Here is a 14,808-nt window from a genome sequence, read left to right on the forward strand (position 1 = left end):
AGGGCCATGGGCCTCCCCGAACCGCACCCCGGCCAGCCGCGCCGTGCCGACCTCCGCGTCAGTGACGCCGACCGCCACGCGGTGGCCGACATCCTGCGCGAGGCAGCGGGGGAGGGCCGCCTGGACATCGACGAGCTCGAGGAGCGGCTCGAGGAGACCTACAAGGCCAAGACGTACGCCGACCTCGAGCCGATCACGCAGGACCTCCCGGTCGCGGGGCAACCGCGGGTGGCCCCGGCCGCGCCCGCTGCCGCCGTCCCGGTCGTCTACGGCCGGGGCGACGAGTCCGACAGCGCCAGCGCGTTCCTGAGCAACGTCGAGCGCAAGGGCGTGTGGATGGTCCCGCAGCATCTCTCGGTCAACGCCGTGCTGGGCGACGCCAACATCGACCTGCGCGAGGCGCACTACTCCGCCCGCGAGGTGGTCATCCACGCGACCTCGGTGCTGGGCAGCGTCAAGGTCACCGTGCCGCCGCACGTCCACGTGATCGTGGAGGGCAACGGCGTGCTCGGCGACTTCAAGGAGCCCTCCGCGAAGGTGCCGGAGGTGCTCTCCGCCGACTCGCCCGTGGTGCGGGTGCGCGGCATCGCGGTGCTGGGCGATGTCACGGTCAAGCGCCGGGGTCCACGGGGTCCCAAGCGCACGCTGAAGCAGCACCTCGGCTTGGAGTAGCCCGCGGGGTGAATGCCATCGGGGGGATTAGTGAGGCGCACGCCCGAAGCCCCCACTAGCATTCGCCCCATGGGAACGACCCCCGAGCCATTTCGCGACCAGTTTCCTGATCCGAATCTCCGGATCAGCGATGCCGACCGCCACAAGGTGGCCGACATCCTGCGCGAGGCCGCAGGCGAGGGCCGCCTGGAGATCGACGAGCTCGACGACCGCCTCGAGGCGACCTTCAAGGCCAAGACGTACGCCGACCTGATCCCGATCACGGTCGACCTTCCGGCAGCGGGCACTCCCGCGCCGCCGGTGCCGGTAGCGAAGCCCGACGCCGGGAGCAGCCCCGCGGTCTTCGCGGACAAGCCGATCGAGAGCCAGCTCTACGTCGCCATCATGAGCGGCGTCGACCGGCGCGGTGTCTGGACGGTGCCGGCGACCGGCAACGTGATCGCGCTGATGGGCGGTGCCGAGCTCGACATGCGGCAGGCGCAGTTCTCGGCGCAGGAGACCGTGATCTACGCCAACGCGATCATGGGTGGGGTCAACATCACCGTCGGCCCTGACGTCCAGGTCGTGATGCAGGGCGTCGGCATCATGGGCGGCTACGTCGGTCCACGCGGGATCGAGCCGACCGGTGGTCCGGTGCTGCGGGTGAAGGGCCTGGCGCTGATGGGTGGCGTGACCGTCATCCGCAAGCCGCTCAAGGGGGCCAAGGGTCCCAGGCAGCTGCGGCTGCCGCCGCCGCACGAGCTCCCGCCGCACGGCATGCACTGAGCAACACATCTCGGGGGAAGGTCCGCTCCGCGGACCGATTTTGTCGTGCCTGGAAATCAGGCACTAACCTCACCTGAACACGCTATTGTGTAGTTACATAGTAGACAAAGGAGACTCGGGATGAAGCCGAAGTGGAGCCTACTGCTGAGTGCCGCGATCGTGGCGGCCGCGGCGCTCGCCGCCGGGCTCCTCGTCATCGGTCCGAAGACGCTCGCCGCCGGCTCCGCCGCGGCTGGCCCGTCGGCCGCGCCGGTCAAGGAAGCGGCGGAGCTGGCCGCCACGACCGACGAGCGCCCCAACATGATCCTCATCCTGATGGACGACTTCTCCCTGGAGTTGCTCCGCACCATGCCGGAGGCGACCCGGATGGCGGCTGAGGGTGCGACCTACCAGAACGCCTTCGTCATCGACTCGCTGTGCTGCCCCTCGCGCGCGGCGCTGCTGACCGGGCAGACGCCCCACCACACCAAGGTGCTCACCAACACCCAGAACGACCCGGAGCACCCGGTCGGCGGCTGGTCGGCGTTCCAGCGCTACGGCAACGTCGAGAAGCAGTTCAGCATCGGCCTGCAGGAGGCGGGCTACACGACCGGGTTCGTCGGGAAGTACATCAACGCCTACGAGGCCACCATCGGCTCCGACGGCACGCGGGTCCCGCCGCCCAAGGTGCCCGGCTGGGATTCCTGGAACGCGCTCCTCGGCGGGGCCTACGGCGGCTGGGGCTTCCAGAGCACCTTCCTCGACGGCAACGGCGCGGTGCGGCTGCGCAACCACCCGCGCCCCGCGCAGAACGCCACCGTGCAGCGCAAGGACGCGGCGTACGCCACCAACGTCACCCGCGACTACGCCCTCGACTTCATCAACGAGCACCGCGACGACGAGAACCCCTACTTCCTCGAGATCGCCGCCTACGGTCCCCACTCCCGGCTCGGTCACCACTACCCGGGCCTGGACACCTGGTTCCCGCCCGCCTTCGCGGACCAGGCGCCCGCCGGCGACCCCGCGGGCGGCAACTGTGGCCGCGTCGCGTGCGCCGACCTGACCCTGAAGGACTTGCCCGGCTACGGCGACGACCGCTGGGACAACGCGCCCACCTACCTCGACCGCGCCGGACGTACGTCCCAGGCTCCTGCCTGGCGCACCAACAAGGTCTCGCTGAGCGACGAGACCGCGCTGAGCCAGTACCGCGACCGTGCCCGGATGGTGCAGTCGATCGACCGGATGATCACCCAGGTCCGCGAGGCAGCCGGCGACGACACCTACATCGTGCTGACCTCGGACAACGGCTTCCACCTCGGCCAGCACCAGCTCAACGGCGGCAAGGGCGCACCGTACGACTCCGACACCCGGGTCCCGCTGGTCGTCGTCGGCCCCGACGTGGTGCCCGGCAAGCGCAGCCAGTTCGTGAACAACATCGACCTGGCGCCGACCTTCCTCGACATCGCGGGCGCCCCGACCCCGGCGTACGTCTCCGGGAGCTCGTTCGCGGAGACCCTCAGCCGGCCGCGGCTGCCGGGCGGGAGATACGCCTTCTTCGAGCACACCTACGCCAAGTCCCACCCCGGCGAGGTCGACCTCGACAGCGGCTCGGGCGGCACCATCGACATCATCCCGTCCTACATCGCGGTGCGTGGCTCGCGCGGGCTGCTGGTGCGGTTCGACCTGGACAAGTCGTGGAAGGGCACCGACTACGCCTACGAGCTCTACCGCTACGACCGGCCGTGGGAGGACCGCAACGTCTTCGCCGAGGACCACGCGAAGCCATACGCCCGTGACCTGATGCGCCGGCTCAACGCCTACGAGGGCTGTGCCCCGGCTGTATGCCGGGCTCTGACCCGCTAGGCGGGCCGAGCGCCTCGGTTCGGGACCTGTCCTTCAGGTCGACCCCCGAGCGGCCCAGCGCGCGGGCGCCTTCGACGAGGCCCGCCGCCACCTGGGCCGCCCGGGCGTACCCGAGCCCGTCGGGCGGGTGGATGTTGGAGATGCAGTTGCGGTCGGCGTCCGTGCGTCCAGGCCGGGGCAGGTGCGTCAGATAGATGCCCAGACTGTCGGAGACGCTCAGGCCGGGCCGTTCTCCGATGATCACGAGCAACGTGCGCACCCGGGCTGCCGCGCCGAGATGGTCGCCCAGACCCACCCGAGCCTGTGTCGCAATGATGGGCGGCGCCAGCGTGTACCGGTCGCGCAGCCAGCTCACCAGCTCGGCGAGCAGCGCGGCCCCGTGGCGGTCGAGCGCCGTCGGGGAGAGCCCGTCGGCGAGGACGAGGCCGATGTCGGCGCCGGACTCCGGGATGTCGGTGCCGGGCGCCGGCTGCCGTCCGAGGTCGGGCCGGCGCAGGTACTCATCGCGCGATGAGGCGCGGCTGGTGGCCAGCACCGGTTCGCCGATCCCGATCTCGCGGACCTGCGCGGCCAGCCGTTCGACGTCCAGCGGGATGTGGACGGCATCGCGCGCGGCTGCGTGTGCGCCGGCGAGCTCGAGCACTCGCCTGGTGGGCAGCGCGGTGCCGGTCCGGCCCAGCCCGATCCTGGCCTGGGTGGTTCTGCGCAGCTCGTCCCAGAAGTCCTGGCCCACCGGGCTGTTCGAGGTCATGGCGCCACCGCCGAGGCCAGCGAGCGTAGCGGTGAGGTCGTCGGGTCGAAGGGGGTGAGCCTGCCGGCGTCGTCGACGATCCCCACCCTGCGCAGCCAGGCGTCGAACTCGGGGGCCGGTCGCAGACCGAGCGTGCGACGGGTGGTCAGCACATCGTGGAACGACAGGCTCTGGTAGCCGAGCATGACGTCGTCGGCCCCGGGAACGGCGATGACGAACGGCACCCGCGCCGCAGCGAGCAGCGTCAGCAGGCTGTCCATGTCGTTCTGGTCGGCCTCGGCATGGTTGGTGTAGCAGACGTCCACGCCCATCGGCAGACCGAGCAGCTTGCCGCAGAAGTGGTCCTCCAGGCCGGCTCGGATGATCTGCTTGCCGTCGTAGAGGTACTCCGGGCCGATGAACCCGACGACCGTGTTGACCAGCAGGGGACGCAGGTCGCGGGCCACGGCATAGGCGCGGGTCTCCAGGGTCTGCTGGTCCACCGGCGCTCCGCCGACACCCAGATGTGTCCCCGAGCTCAGTGCGGAGCCCTGCCCGGTCTCCAGGTACATGACGTTGTCGCCGACCGTGCCGCGCCCGAGGCTGCGTACCGCCTCGTTGCCCTCGCGCAGCAGCTGCAGGTTCACCCCGAACGCGGCGTTGGCTCCTTCGGTGCCGGCGATGGACTGGAACACCAGATCCACCGGAGCCCCCGCCTCCACCAGCCCGAGGGTGGTGGTGATGTGGGAGAGCACGCAGGACTGGGCCGGGATGTCGTAGCGGGTGCGGATCGCGTCGAGCAGGTGGAGCAGGTCGGCCGTGGCCTGGGGTGAGTCGGTGGCCGGGTTGATCCCGATCACCGCGTCTCCGCACCCGAGCAGCAGCCCGTCGAGCACCGCGGCCGCGATGCCGCGAGGGTCGTCGGTGGGATGGTTGGGCTGCAGCCGCGTGGCCAGGGTTCCGTGGGTGCCGATGGTGGTCCGGAACGCCGTCGTCACCTGCACGGCGGCCGACACCGCGATCAGGTCCTGGTTGCGCATGATCTTGCTGACCGCGGCCACCATCTCGGGGGTCAGCCCCGGCGCGACGGCGGCCAGGTGCTCGGCACCGTGATCGTGCGCGGCCATCTCCATCAGCCAGTCGCGCAGCCCGCCGACCGTCAGGTGCGAGATCGCCGAGAACGCGCTGCGGTCGTGGCCGTCGATGATCAGCCGGGTGACCTCGTCGGTGTCGTACGGGACGATCTCCTCGTTGAGGAAGACCTCCAGCGGCAGATCGGCGAGCACCCAGCCGGCAGCCGCACGTTCGCCGTCGCTCTCGGCGGCACAGCCGGCCAGCTGGTCACCGGAGCGAAGCGGGGTCGCCTTGGCCATCACCTCGACGAGCCCGTCGAAGGCGTACGTCACACCGGAGACCTGCTGGCGGTGGATCACGTCAGGTCGCTCTCGGCCTGGGCGAGCACGGCGAACTCCTCGTCGGGCGAGTTGGCCACCAGGTGGTGCCGGCTGTAGACGGCGAAGTAGAGCATGAAGCCGGCGAAGACGATCAGGCACCAACCCGCGGCGACAGGGTCCACCAGGAACGTGGCGATGACGGCCATCACGGCGACGACCAGCGCGAAGCCGGTGGTGATCGCGCCGCCTGGGGTGCGGTACGGCCGTGGCATGTTCGGCTCGCGCACCCGCAGCACGATGTGGCTGACCATCATGAGGACGTAGCTCAGCGCGGCTCCGAAGACGGCCATGTTGAGCAGCAGCGCTCCCTGTCCGGTCAGTGACAGCACGAAGCCGATGATGCCAGGGATGACGAGCGCCAGCGTCGGAGCCTTGCGCGAGTTGGTCACCGAGAGGACGGTGGGCAGGTAGCCGGCGCGAGAGAGCGCGAACAGCTGGCGCGAGTAGGCGTAGATGATCGAGAAGAAGCTCGCGATCAGGCCTGCCAGGCCGATGTAGTTGACCAGCGTGGCCGCGGTGCCGTCGCCGAGCGCCTCGACCAGCGGGTTTCCGGAGTCCGACATCTGCTCGGCGCCACCGGCTCCGGTGGTCAGCACCAGCACCACCACGCAGGTCACGAGCAGCACCCCGATCGCCGCGATGATGCCCCGCGGCACGTTGCGCTCCGGGTCCGCGGTCTCCTCGGCGGCCAGCGGCACCCCCTCGACGGCGAGGAAGAACCAGATGGCGAACGGGATGGCAGCCCAGATGCCGAGGTATCCGTGAGGCAGGAACGCCGAGGCGCCGACGGCGTCGGTCGACGCGATGTCGGTCAGGTTGGCCAGGTCGAAGTGAGGGACGGCCGCGACCGCGAACACCACCAGGCCGACGAGGGCGACGGCGGTGATCACGAACATCACCTTCAGCGCCTCGCCCACACCGGCCAGGTGGACCCCGATGAACAGGGCGTACGCCGCGAGGTACACCCACCACCCGTTGGTGATGCCGAACAGGCCGAGGGACTCGACGTAGGCGCCGATGAAGGTCGCGATGGCAGCCGGGGCGATCGAGTACTCGATGAGGATCGCCGTTCCCGTGGCGAAGCCGCCCCAGGCGCCCAGGGCCCGGCGGGCGAAGGTGTAACCGCCGCCTGCGGCCGGGAGCGCCGAGGACAGCTCTGCCATCCCGAGGACCAGGGCCAGGTACATGGCGGCGATCACGACGGCCGCGATCGCCAGGCCGCCGAAGCCACCCTGCTCGAGGCCGAAGTTCCATCCGGAGTAGTCGCCGGATATCACGTAGCCGACGCCGAGACCGGCCAGGAGCAGCCACCCGGCGCTGCCCGACCTCAGCTGGCGCCTCTGCAGATAGGCCGCCGACTCCAGATGCTCGTCGACGCCTTGCGCGTGCGCTCCTGACGGGTCGCTTGCTGACATTGCTGACTCCTACCACGTGCGCTGGGGGTGGATCCGGAGGCGGCACGCAGCCTCGGGACCGGTCACCGGTGAGGCTATGAATCAACTGTTTCCGAGCGGTTTCCCGTCGTGCTCGCGGGGTTACACCTGCTGCACGTTAGGGATCGATCGGCTATGGTGTCCCAGCCGGGGCAAATGTGGCCCCGGTCACTTCACAACGGATCGTCCGGCACGTACCTGCCGGTGAAGGAGACAACGGAATCATGGCAACAGTTACGTTCGAGAAGGCGCAGCGTTGGTACGCGGGCGCCGCGGAGCCCGCCGTCAAGGGCATCGACCTCGAGATCAAGGACGGCGAGTTCATGGTGCTCGTCGGCCCGTCCGGATGCGGTAAGACCACGACCCTGCGCATGCTCGCCGGGCTGGAGGAGGTCAACTCGGGCGCCATCAAGATCGGCGACCGCGACGTCACCAACGTCGCCCCCAAGGACCGCGACATCGCGATGGTCTTCCAGAACTACGCGCTCTACCCGCACATGAGCGTCGCCGAGAACATGGCGTTCTCGCTGAAGATGGCGAAGGTCCCGAAGGCCGAGCGTGACAAGCTCGTCGCCGAGGCGGCCAAGACCCTGGGTCTGACCGACTACCTCGACCGCAAGCCGAAGGCGCTCTCCGGTGGTCAGCGCCAGCGCGTTGCCATGGGCCGTGCGATCGTCCGCCAGCCGCAGGTCTTCTGCATGGACGAGCCGCTGTCCAACCTCGACGCCAAGATGCGCGTGCAGACCCGCACCGACATCGCCAAGCTCCAGGCCGAGCTCGGCATCACCACCGTCTACGTCACCCACGACCAGGTCGAGGCCATGACGATGGGCGACCGCGTCGCGGTGATGAGCAACGGCGTGCTGCAGCAGGTCGACACCCCGCTCAACCTCTACCGCAAGCCGGTCAACCTCTTCGTCGCCGGCTTCATCGGCTCGCCGCAGATGAACCTCATCAAGGCCACCACGGCCGATGGCGGCGCCAAGATCGGCGAGTACGTCGTGCCGATCAGCGGCCACGACCTGCCCAAGGAGATCACCGTCGGCGTGCGCCCGGAGAGCTTCCGGGTCATCGGCGAGGGCCAGGGCGGTCTGCCGGTCCAGGTGACCGTCGTCGAGGAGCTCGGCTCCGACTCCTACGTCTACGGCACCAGCGACGTCGAGGGCGTCCCGTCCACCCTGATCGTCCGGGTCTCCTCCAAGGACCAGGTCAGCAAGGGCGACACCATCTACGTCACCACCGACCCCGAGGACGTCCACGTCTTCGACACCAACACCGAGGCGCGGGTCAACTGACGACGAGGTGAGTCAGTGCTGCTGGTTCATTCTGGCCAGCATCGCGTTGTAGGCATCGAGGGCCTCGTCGCTGTCGGGATCCACGGATCCCGGCTCGGCGGGGCCCTCCGTCGTACCTCGGGCGCTCTCCTCGGCGAGCCGCGCGCTGCGTACACCGTCGAGGAAGCGGCCGGTCATCTTGGCCCGGCGCTCGGGTGAGGCGACCACGGCGATGACCAGGCCGATGGCGAGGAACATCATCCCGGCGTCGCCCGCGGCCCACATCAGGCCGCCGGCGGTCTGGATGTCGCGCACCGCGTCGAGCGCCCACTCAGGTCGGGCGCCGGAGTAGACCGGGTAGAGGTCGCGCTCGGTCTGCAGCATGACGATCCCGACGATGGTGTCGGGCACCATTCCGAGCACTAGGAGTGAGATCCGGCCCAGGTAGGGCAGGTCGGGACGCACCTTCTCTTCGCCGATCGTGCCGGTGAGGAAGAGGAAGCCGGCGACGATGTAGGCGACCTGCTCGCCGACCATCAGCGGCGTGCTCTGCGCCATCGAGTCCATGAACCCGGACAGGTGGGTGCCGATGATGACCAGCGCGTAGAGCAGCGTGCCGGTGACCGGGTGGACCAGGAGGGTGACCGGGAGCGAGCGCATCGCTCGTTCGGCCCGCGGACCGGTCTCCGCGATGACGGTGAGCGGATGCCCGAGCACCAGGAGGGTGGGCACGACCATGATCAGGGTCAGGTGGAGCACCATGTGCATCCAGGCCAGCGCCATCGCGTAGCCGTTGATGGCCGAGGCGACCACGACGTACGTCAGGCCGAGCCCGGTCAGGAACGACGCGACCCGCCATCCCCTGACGGTCGACGCCGCGCCGGCGGCGTTGCGGAGCGTGAGGTATCCCGCGCCGAGGATGACCACGGCGAGCAGCCAGCCGGGCTGGAGACTCCAGGTGGTGAAGAACTCGGACCAGCCGAGCGCGGGCAGGGAGCCGTGGTCGTGCATGGTCTCACGGTATCTCCGGGGCGCGGCCGGAGGTTATTCCAGGCGGCCGGCGGGCTTGATCAGCGGCACCAGGAACAGCCGGGCGAGCGCGCGCAGCTGCGCCTCGTCGTCGATGTCGACGACCTCGCTCGGCGTGACGAGGAAAGAGGTCGAGGTGCGGACCATCAGCTCGGCGACGAGGTCGACCTCGATATCGGCAGGTACGTTGCCGGCCCGCTGCTCGCGCCGCAGCTGCCCCGCGACGAAGCGCGCGACCGTGGCCACGGTGCGGCCGCCGTCGCCGACGATCGAGTGCACCAGCGAGTCGGTCTCGACGGCGAGGAGACCGCCGACGAGCGGGTTGCCGCGGATCGCCCGCATCGCGCTGGCGAAGCCGATCTCGACCCGCTCGGCGGCGTCAGCCGCGTCGGCGATGTCGAGCACGAACTGGTCGAAGTAGCGCCGGAACTCGCGGCGTACGACCTGCTCGACCAGGGCGTCCTTGTTGGCGAAGCGGCGGTAGACCGTGATCCGGGCGACCCCGGCCCGCTTCGCGACCTCCTCCATGGTGGTGCGCTTGATGCCGATCTGGCGGAACTGCTCCGCTGCGGCATCGAGGAGCTTCGCGGTCACCGCCTCGTCCTCGATGGGCTCGGCGACGTCCGCGAGTGCCCTGGCGAGCAGCGACCCCGGCTCGTCCCCGGGGACCGTGGTGTGCATCCGTCTAGGCCGTGACGGTGCGGTCGGCGGCTCGGTCGGCGGTGCGGCGCACGATCTTGATGAAGGTCGGCCACAGGCCCTGCGGAAGATCGTGGCCCATGCCCTTGATCAGGGTGAGCTCGGAGCCGGGGACGGCCGCGGCGGTGGCCCGGCCACCGGAGACGTGGACCATCTTGTCGGTCAGGCCGTGGATCACGCTGAACGGGACCTTCAGCCGCCCGAGGTCCTCGGTGCGGTCGGGCTGGGTCAGGATGGCGAGCATCTGGCGCGCGACGGCGGCTGCGTCGACGCCGCGGTTCCAGGTGTCGATCGCCCGCTGGCGTACCTCGTGCTCGGGCTCCGGGTAGGCGGGCGAGCCGATCTGGAGGCCGCCCTTGATCTGGCGCTCGATGTATCCCTCCAGCCCGGGCTTCTTGATGACCAGCGCAGGCAGCAGGGTCGGGTGCTGGAAGCCGACGCCCCGACGGCCGGTGGTGGACATCGTCGAGCACACCGAGCGCACCCGCTCGGGGTGGCGGATGGCGAGGGTCTGGGCGATCATCCCGCCCATCGACACGCCCCACACGTGGGCGGACTCGATGCCGAGATGGGTCAGCAGCGCGGCCGCGTCGTCGGCGAGGTCGGTCAGAGCGTACGGGGACGGGGTCGGCAACCCCACGAACGCCCGCGCCAGCCTGGCGAGGGTGATCCGCTCGTCGCTCGGGTGAGGCGAGGAGCGTCCGATGTCGCGGTTGTCGTAGCGGATCACGTAGAACCCCGCCTGCGTCAGCTGCTCGCACAGCCGGACGTCCCACCAGGTCAGCGGGCCGCCGAGCCCCATGATCAGCAGGAGCGGGTCAGCGCCGGGATCGCCGAACGTGTCGTACGCAAGCTCGACTCCTCCGGGGAGGAAGGCGGTGGACTCGGTCGGCCCGGCGGCGGTGGTCATGCCGAGATTTTACGGGACGGGGCCAGATGTCTCCGGCCGCGTGGATCTCGACCCGCCCGTCGTGCCGGCTCGCCAGCTCGCCGGCACGGGGCTCGCTCGATCTCCTCGCGTTGGCCCGGGCGCAAGCGCCGGGCCAGGCTCGGACTCAGAAATCGATCGCGCTGTAGGCCTTGAGCTTGGCGAGCTGGTGCTCGGAGGTGACCTTCCGGATGGTGCCCGAGCGGCTGCGCATCACCAGGGAGTCGGTGACGACGGCGCCGTGGGGGAGGTACTGCACGCCGCGCATCAGGTCGCCGTCGGTGATGCCGGTGGCGACGAAGAAGCAGTCGTCGCCGGTCACCAGGTCGTCGGTGTGGAGCACGAAGTCGGGGTCGAGATTGTGACCGGCGTCGAGGGCGCGCTGGCGCTCCTCGTCGTCCTTCGGCCACAGCCGGCCCTGGATGGTGCCGCCCAGCGCCTTCATCGCGCAGGCGGCGACGATGCCCTCGGGGGTGCCACCGATGCCCATCAGCAGGTCGGCGCCGGAGCCGGCGCGGGCGGCCGAGATCGCCCCGGCGACGTCGCCGTCGACGATGAACTTGATCCTGGCGCCGGTCTCGCGGATCTCCTCGACCAGCTTGTCGTGGCGCGGGCGGTCGAGCACGATCACGGTGATGTCGGAGGGCGTGGTGGCCTTGGCCTTCGCCACGGCGGCGATGTTCTCGGCGACCGGCAGCCGGATGTCGACGACATCGGCGGCCTCGGGACCGGTGACGAGCTTCTCCATGTAGAAGACGGCGCTGGGGTCGTACATGCTGCCGCGCGGGGCGACCGCCATCACCGCGACCGCGTTGCTCATGCCCTTGGCCGTCAGAGTGGTGCCGTCGATCGGGTCGACCGCGACGTCGCACTCGGGGCCGGTGCCGTCGCCGACCTGCTCGCCGTTGAAGAGCATCGGGGCGTTGTCCTTCTCGCCCTCGCCGATCACGACCGTGCCGTTCATGGCGACCGTGGAGATCATCGTGCGCATCGCGTTGACCGCGACACCGTCGGCGCCGTTCTTGTCGCCACGACCCACCCAGCGGGCTGCGGCCATCGCCGCTGCCTCGGTCACGCGCACCAGCTCCAGGGCCAGGTTGCGGTCAGGGGCGGTGGGGGCGACGCCGAGCGGCTGGGTGTCGTTCATGGGGATCAATCTATCCGCCACGTCGGGTGGCGCGACCCCGGTGTCACTTGATCGATCCAGAGACAAGCCTCACAGCAAAACCTGACTGCGGGTCGTTCAGCACCTGTTCGGTGGGCCCGTCCTCGACGATGCGACCGTGCTCGACCACCACCACCCGGTCGGCGAGCGCTCGGGCGTCGGCGGCGTCGTGGGTGACGATGATGGCGGTCCTGCCCTCGAGAGCGGTACGCAGCGTCTGCCGCAGCGCGGGGCGCACGTCGACGTCGAGCGAGGCCATCGGCTCGTCGAGCAGGAGCAGCTCCGGGTCGGCGGCGAGCGCCCGGGCCACCGCGACCCGCTGGGCCTGACCGCCGGAGATCTGCGTGGGCCTGCGGCCGGCGAGCTCCTCGGCGCCGACCTCGGCGAGGTAGCGGGTGGCGAGCTCGTGGGCCCGGTGGCGGCGTACGCCTCGAGCGCGAGGGGCGAAGGCGACGTTGGCCAGCACCGACATGTGCGGGAACAGAAGCGGGTCCTGGGCCAGGAGCGCGACCCCGCGGGCGTGCGGGGGAGTGGTGTCGATGATGCGGTAGCCGAGGCGTACCTCTCCTGCGTCGGGACGGAGGAGACCGGCGATCACCCCCAGCAGGCTCGACTTGCCGGCGCCGTTGGGGCCGGTGAGCGCGACCGTCTCGCCGGCGGCCACGTCGAGGGTGACGTCGATGCCGCGCTGGGCGATCACGGCGCGCAGGTGCAGCGAGCTCACGCCGCCACCTCCGTAGCGCAAGCGCCATCGTACGGAGATGGCGGCGTGTGGATCTGATGGTTCGCTCGCTTGCGCTCGCTCACAGGGCCCTCCCGTGACGGGCGAAGCCGATCACCGCGATCGCGACGACGACCAGCACCAGTGAGAGCGCGACCGCGGCGTCGGGGTCGTCGACGCGGAGCAGGTAGACCTGCAGCGGCATCGTGCTGGTGACGCCGGGGAGGTTGCCGGCGAAGGTGATCGTGGCGCCGAACTCGCCCAGGCAACGGGCGAAGGCGAGGACGGAGCCGGAGAGCAGGCCCGGCGCGACCAGCGGGAGGGTGACGCGGCGGAAGACGGTGGTGGGGCGGGCACCGAGCGTGGCCGCGACCGCCTCGTAGCGGGTGCCGCTGGTGCGCAGCGCCCCCTCGAGGCTGATCACCAGGAACGGCAGCGCGACGAACGTCTGCGCCATCACCACGGCGAGGGTGGTGAACGGGATCTGGATGCCGACCACGTCCAGCGACTGCCCCAGCAGCCCGCGGCGGCCGAAGGTGTAGAGCAGCGCGAGCCCGCTGACGACCGGCGGCAGCACGAGCGGCAGCAGCACCAGCGAGCGCACCAGCCCCTGGCCCCGGAAGCTGGTGCGGGCGAGCACCGTGGAGAGGGGTACGCCGAGCAGCACGCACAGCGCGGTGCTGGCGACCGCGGTGCGCAGGCTCAGCCAGAGCGCCTCCAGCGCCGACGGCGAGGTGATCAGCGAGGGGAGGGTCGCCGGATCGACGCGGAGCACGATCGCGGCCAGCGGGACGATGATGAACGCCGCGGCGATCGCCGCCGGGAACCACAGCCAGCGCGGCATCCCGACGGACGGACCGGCCCCCCGCTGCCGGTCCGTCCGTCCGGACCTCCCGAGAAGATCAGGGCTGGCCGAAGCCGGCATCGCTCAGCACCTTCTGCCCGGTCTCGCTCAGCACCAGGTCGACGAACTCCTGGGCCAGGTCGGTCTCGTCGGCACCCTCGAGGGCGCTGATCGGGTAGGTGTTGACGACCTGGTCGGCCTCCTCGAACTCGACGCCCGTCACGGTGTCGCCGGCGGCGGCCACGTCGGTGACGTAGACCAGCCCGGCGTCGGCGTCACCGGAGGTGACCTTGGCGAGTACGTCGCTGACCGACTGCTCCTCGCTGACGGGCTCGATGTCGACGCCGGTCTTGGTCTCCATCTCGGCGGTCGCGCTGCCGCACGGGACCTCGGCCGCGCAGACCACGACCTTGGTGCCGTCCTCGGCGAGGTCCTGGAAGCCGGTGATCTTCGCCGGGTTCCCCGGCGGGGTGGCGATCTCCAGGGTGTTGGAGGCGAAGTCCTGCGGGTCGGTCGCCAGGTCGCCGAGCTTGTCCATGTTCTTGGTGTCGGCCGAGGCGAACACGTCGGCCGGGGCGCCGTCCTCGATCTGGGCGACCAGGTCCGAGGAGCCGCCGAAGCTGGTGGTCACCTTCACCCCGGGATGGTCCTTCTCGAACTCCTCGGCCAGCCGGGTGAATGTGTCGGTCAGCGAGGCGGCCGCGAAGACGGTCAGCTCCTGCTCGTCGCCCTGTCCGCTCGCGCTGCCGCAGCCGGCGAGCGCGAGGGTGACTGCGACGGCGATACCGACAGCGATGACAGGGTGCTTGATCATGGGCGCTCCACGACGACGTTGGTCGACTTGATGGACGCGACCGCGCTGACGCCGGGCTCGAGGCCGAGCTCGATGGCCGCCTCGGCGCTCATCAGCGAGACGATCCGGTAGGGCCCGCACACCATCTCCACCTGGGCCATCACGGTGTCCAAGGTGGTCTTGGTGACGATCCCGAGCATCCGGTTGCGGGCGCTGACCGCCTTCGCCCGGTCGGGGTCGGGGGCATCGGCGAGCTCCGAGGCCAGCTCGGCCAGGACGATGCCGTCGATGACGGCGCGGCCGTTCTCGGTGGTCGCCTCGATCCGTCCCGCGTCGACCCAGCGGCGAACGGTGTCGTCGCTCACGCCGAGGAGTTCGGCGGCGTCGGCGATGCGGTAGGAGGTCACCGGAGGAGTATCGCATCTGCGGAGCAATCGTGCGTCGAATATCCTCATCTGC

Annotated in this window: 15 protein-coding genes; 4 read left to right on the top strand and 11 right to left on the bottom strand. The window is 70.2% G+C overall.

The window, feature by feature from the left end; translation table 11 throughout:
- The first annotated feature begins 6 nt into the window (after positions 1–6).
- The 3 genes from G5C66_RS16630 (at position 7) to G5C66_RS16640 (ending at position 3,279) form a co-directional block, all read left to right on the top strand.
- Positions 7–672 (top strand): DUF1707 SHOCT-like domain-containing protein, encoded by a 666-nt coding sequence (locus tag G5C66_RS16630; protein ID WP_165112084.1) that lies wholly within the window; start codon positions 7–9, stop codon positions 670–672.
- Positions 673–741: 69 nt separating this feature from the next.
- The gene (locus G5C66_RS16635; protein WP_165112085.1) at positions 742–1,437 is read left to right on the top strand and encodes a DUF1707 SHOCT-like domain-containing protein; all 696 of its coding nucleotides are present in this window, start codon (positions 742–744) and stop codon (positions 1,435–1,437) included.
- A gap of 120 nt (positions 1,438–1,557) precedes the next feature.
- A complete protein-coding gene (locus G5C66_RS16640; RefSeq protein WP_165112086.1) occupies positions 1,558–3,279 on the top strand; it encodes a sulfatase-like hydrolase/transferase in 1,722 nt (573 codons plus the stop codon).
- Here G5C66_RS16640 and eutC read toward each other — a convergent pair.
- The 3 genes from eutC to eat are packed head-to-tail and all read right to left on the bottom strand — an operon-like array spanning position 3,227 to position 6,878.
- Entirely contained in the window at positions 3,227–4,030 is an 804-nt protein-coding gene (gene eutC / locus G5C66_RS16645) for an ethanolamine ammonia-lyase subunit EutC (protein ID WP_165112087.1), read from the bottom strand. The two genes, G5C66_RS16640 and eutC, sit on opposite strands and share 53 nt — an antisense overlap.
- Positions 4,027–5,442 (bottom strand): ethanolamine ammonia-lyase subunit EutB, encoded by a 1,416-nt coding sequence (locus G5C66_RS16650; protein WP_165112088.1) that lies wholly within the window; start codon positions 5,440–5,442, stop codon positions 4,027–4,029. Before G5C66_RS16650 ends, eutC begins: the two co-directional genes overlap by 4 nt.
- Positions 5,439–6,878, bottom strand: coding sequence for an ethanolamine permease (eat, locus tag G5C66_RS16655; protein ID WP_165112089.1), 1,440 nt, complete (start codon positions 6,876–6,878; stop codon positions 5,439–5,441). Before eat ends, G5C66_RS16650 begins: the two co-directional genes overlap by 4 nt.
- Before the next feature lie 242 nt (positions 6,879–7,120).
- Between eat and G5C66_RS16660 the strand changes: the two genes are divergently transcribed.
- Positions 7,121–8,191, top strand: a complete 1,071-nt coding sequence (locus G5C66_RS16660) for an ABC transporter ATP-binding protein (protein ID WP_165112090.1) — start codon at positions 7,121–7,123, stop codon at positions 8,189–8,191.
- 12 nt (positions 8,192–8,203) lie between these two features.
- Here G5C66_RS16660 and G5C66_RS16665 read toward each other — a convergent pair whose 3' ends face one another.
- The 8 genes from G5C66_RS16665 to G5C66_RS16700 all read right to left on the bottom strand — a co-directional run bounded on the left by G5C66_RS16665 (position 8,204) and on the right by G5C66_RS16700 (position 14,756).
- Positions 8,204–9,181, bottom strand: a complete 978-nt coding sequence (locus tag G5C66_RS16665) for a cytochrome c oxidase assembly protein (RefSeq protein WP_165112091.1) — start codon at positions 9,179–9,181, stop codon at positions 8,204–8,206.
- A 33-nt stretch (positions 9,182–9,214) separates the two neighbouring features.
- Positions 9,215–9,880 carry a TetR/AcrR family transcriptional regulator gene (locus G5C66_RS16670; protein WP_165112092.1) on the bottom strand — a complete coding sequence of 222 codons (666 nt, stop codon included), beginning with the start codon at positions 9,878–9,880 and terminating at the stop codon, positions 9,215–9,217.
- A gap of 4 nt (positions 9,881–9,884) precedes the next feature.
- Entirely contained in the window at positions 9,885–10,808 is a 924-nt protein-coding gene (locus G5C66_RS16675) for an alpha/beta fold hydrolase (RefSeq protein WP_165112093.1), read from the bottom strand.
- Positions 10,809–10,953: 145 nt separating this feature from the next.
- A complete protein-coding gene (gene glpX, locus G5C66_RS16680; protein ID WP_165112094.1) occupies positions 10,954–11,973 on the bottom strand; it encodes a class II fructose-bisphosphatase in 1,020 nt (339 codons plus the stop codon).
- A 43-nt stretch (positions 11,974–12,016) separates the two neighbouring features.
- The gene (locus G5C66_RS16685) at positions 12,017–12,715 is read right to left on the bottom strand and encodes an ATP-binding cassette domain-containing protein (RefSeq protein WP_165112095.1); all 699 of its coding nucleotides are present in this window, start codon (positions 12,713–12,715) and stop codon (positions 12,017–12,019) included.
- A 79-nt stretch (positions 12,716–12,794) separates the two neighbouring features.
- The gene (locus tag G5C66_RS16690; RefSeq protein WP_165112205.1) at positions 12,795–13,556 is read right to left on the bottom strand and encodes an ABC transporter permease; all 762 of its coding nucleotides are present in this window, start codon (positions 13,554–13,556) and stop codon (positions 12,795–12,797) included.
- 58 nt (positions 13,557–13,614) lie between these two features.
- The gene (modA, locus tag G5C66_RS16695) at positions 13,615–14,370 is read right to left on the bottom strand and encodes a molybdate ABC transporter substrate-binding protein (RefSeq protein WP_165112096.1); all 756 of its coding nucleotides are present in this window, start codon (positions 14,368–14,370) and stop codon (positions 13,615–13,617) included.
- Complete coding sequence (locus G5C66_RS16700) at positions 14,367–14,756, bottom strand: TOBE domain-containing protein (RefSeq protein WP_165112097.1); 390 nt, start codon at positions 14,754–14,756, stop codon at positions 14,367–14,369. Before G5C66_RS16700 ends, modA begins: the two co-directional genes overlap by 4 nt.
- Positions 14,757–14,808 lie beyond the last annotated feature (52 nt).

Source organism: Nocardioides turkmenicus (genome assembly GCF_011045035.1).
In the GTDB taxonomy this organism is placed as follows: Bacteria; Actinomycetota; Actinomycetes; order Propionibacteriales; family Nocardioidaceae; genus Nocardioides; species Nocardioides turkmenicus.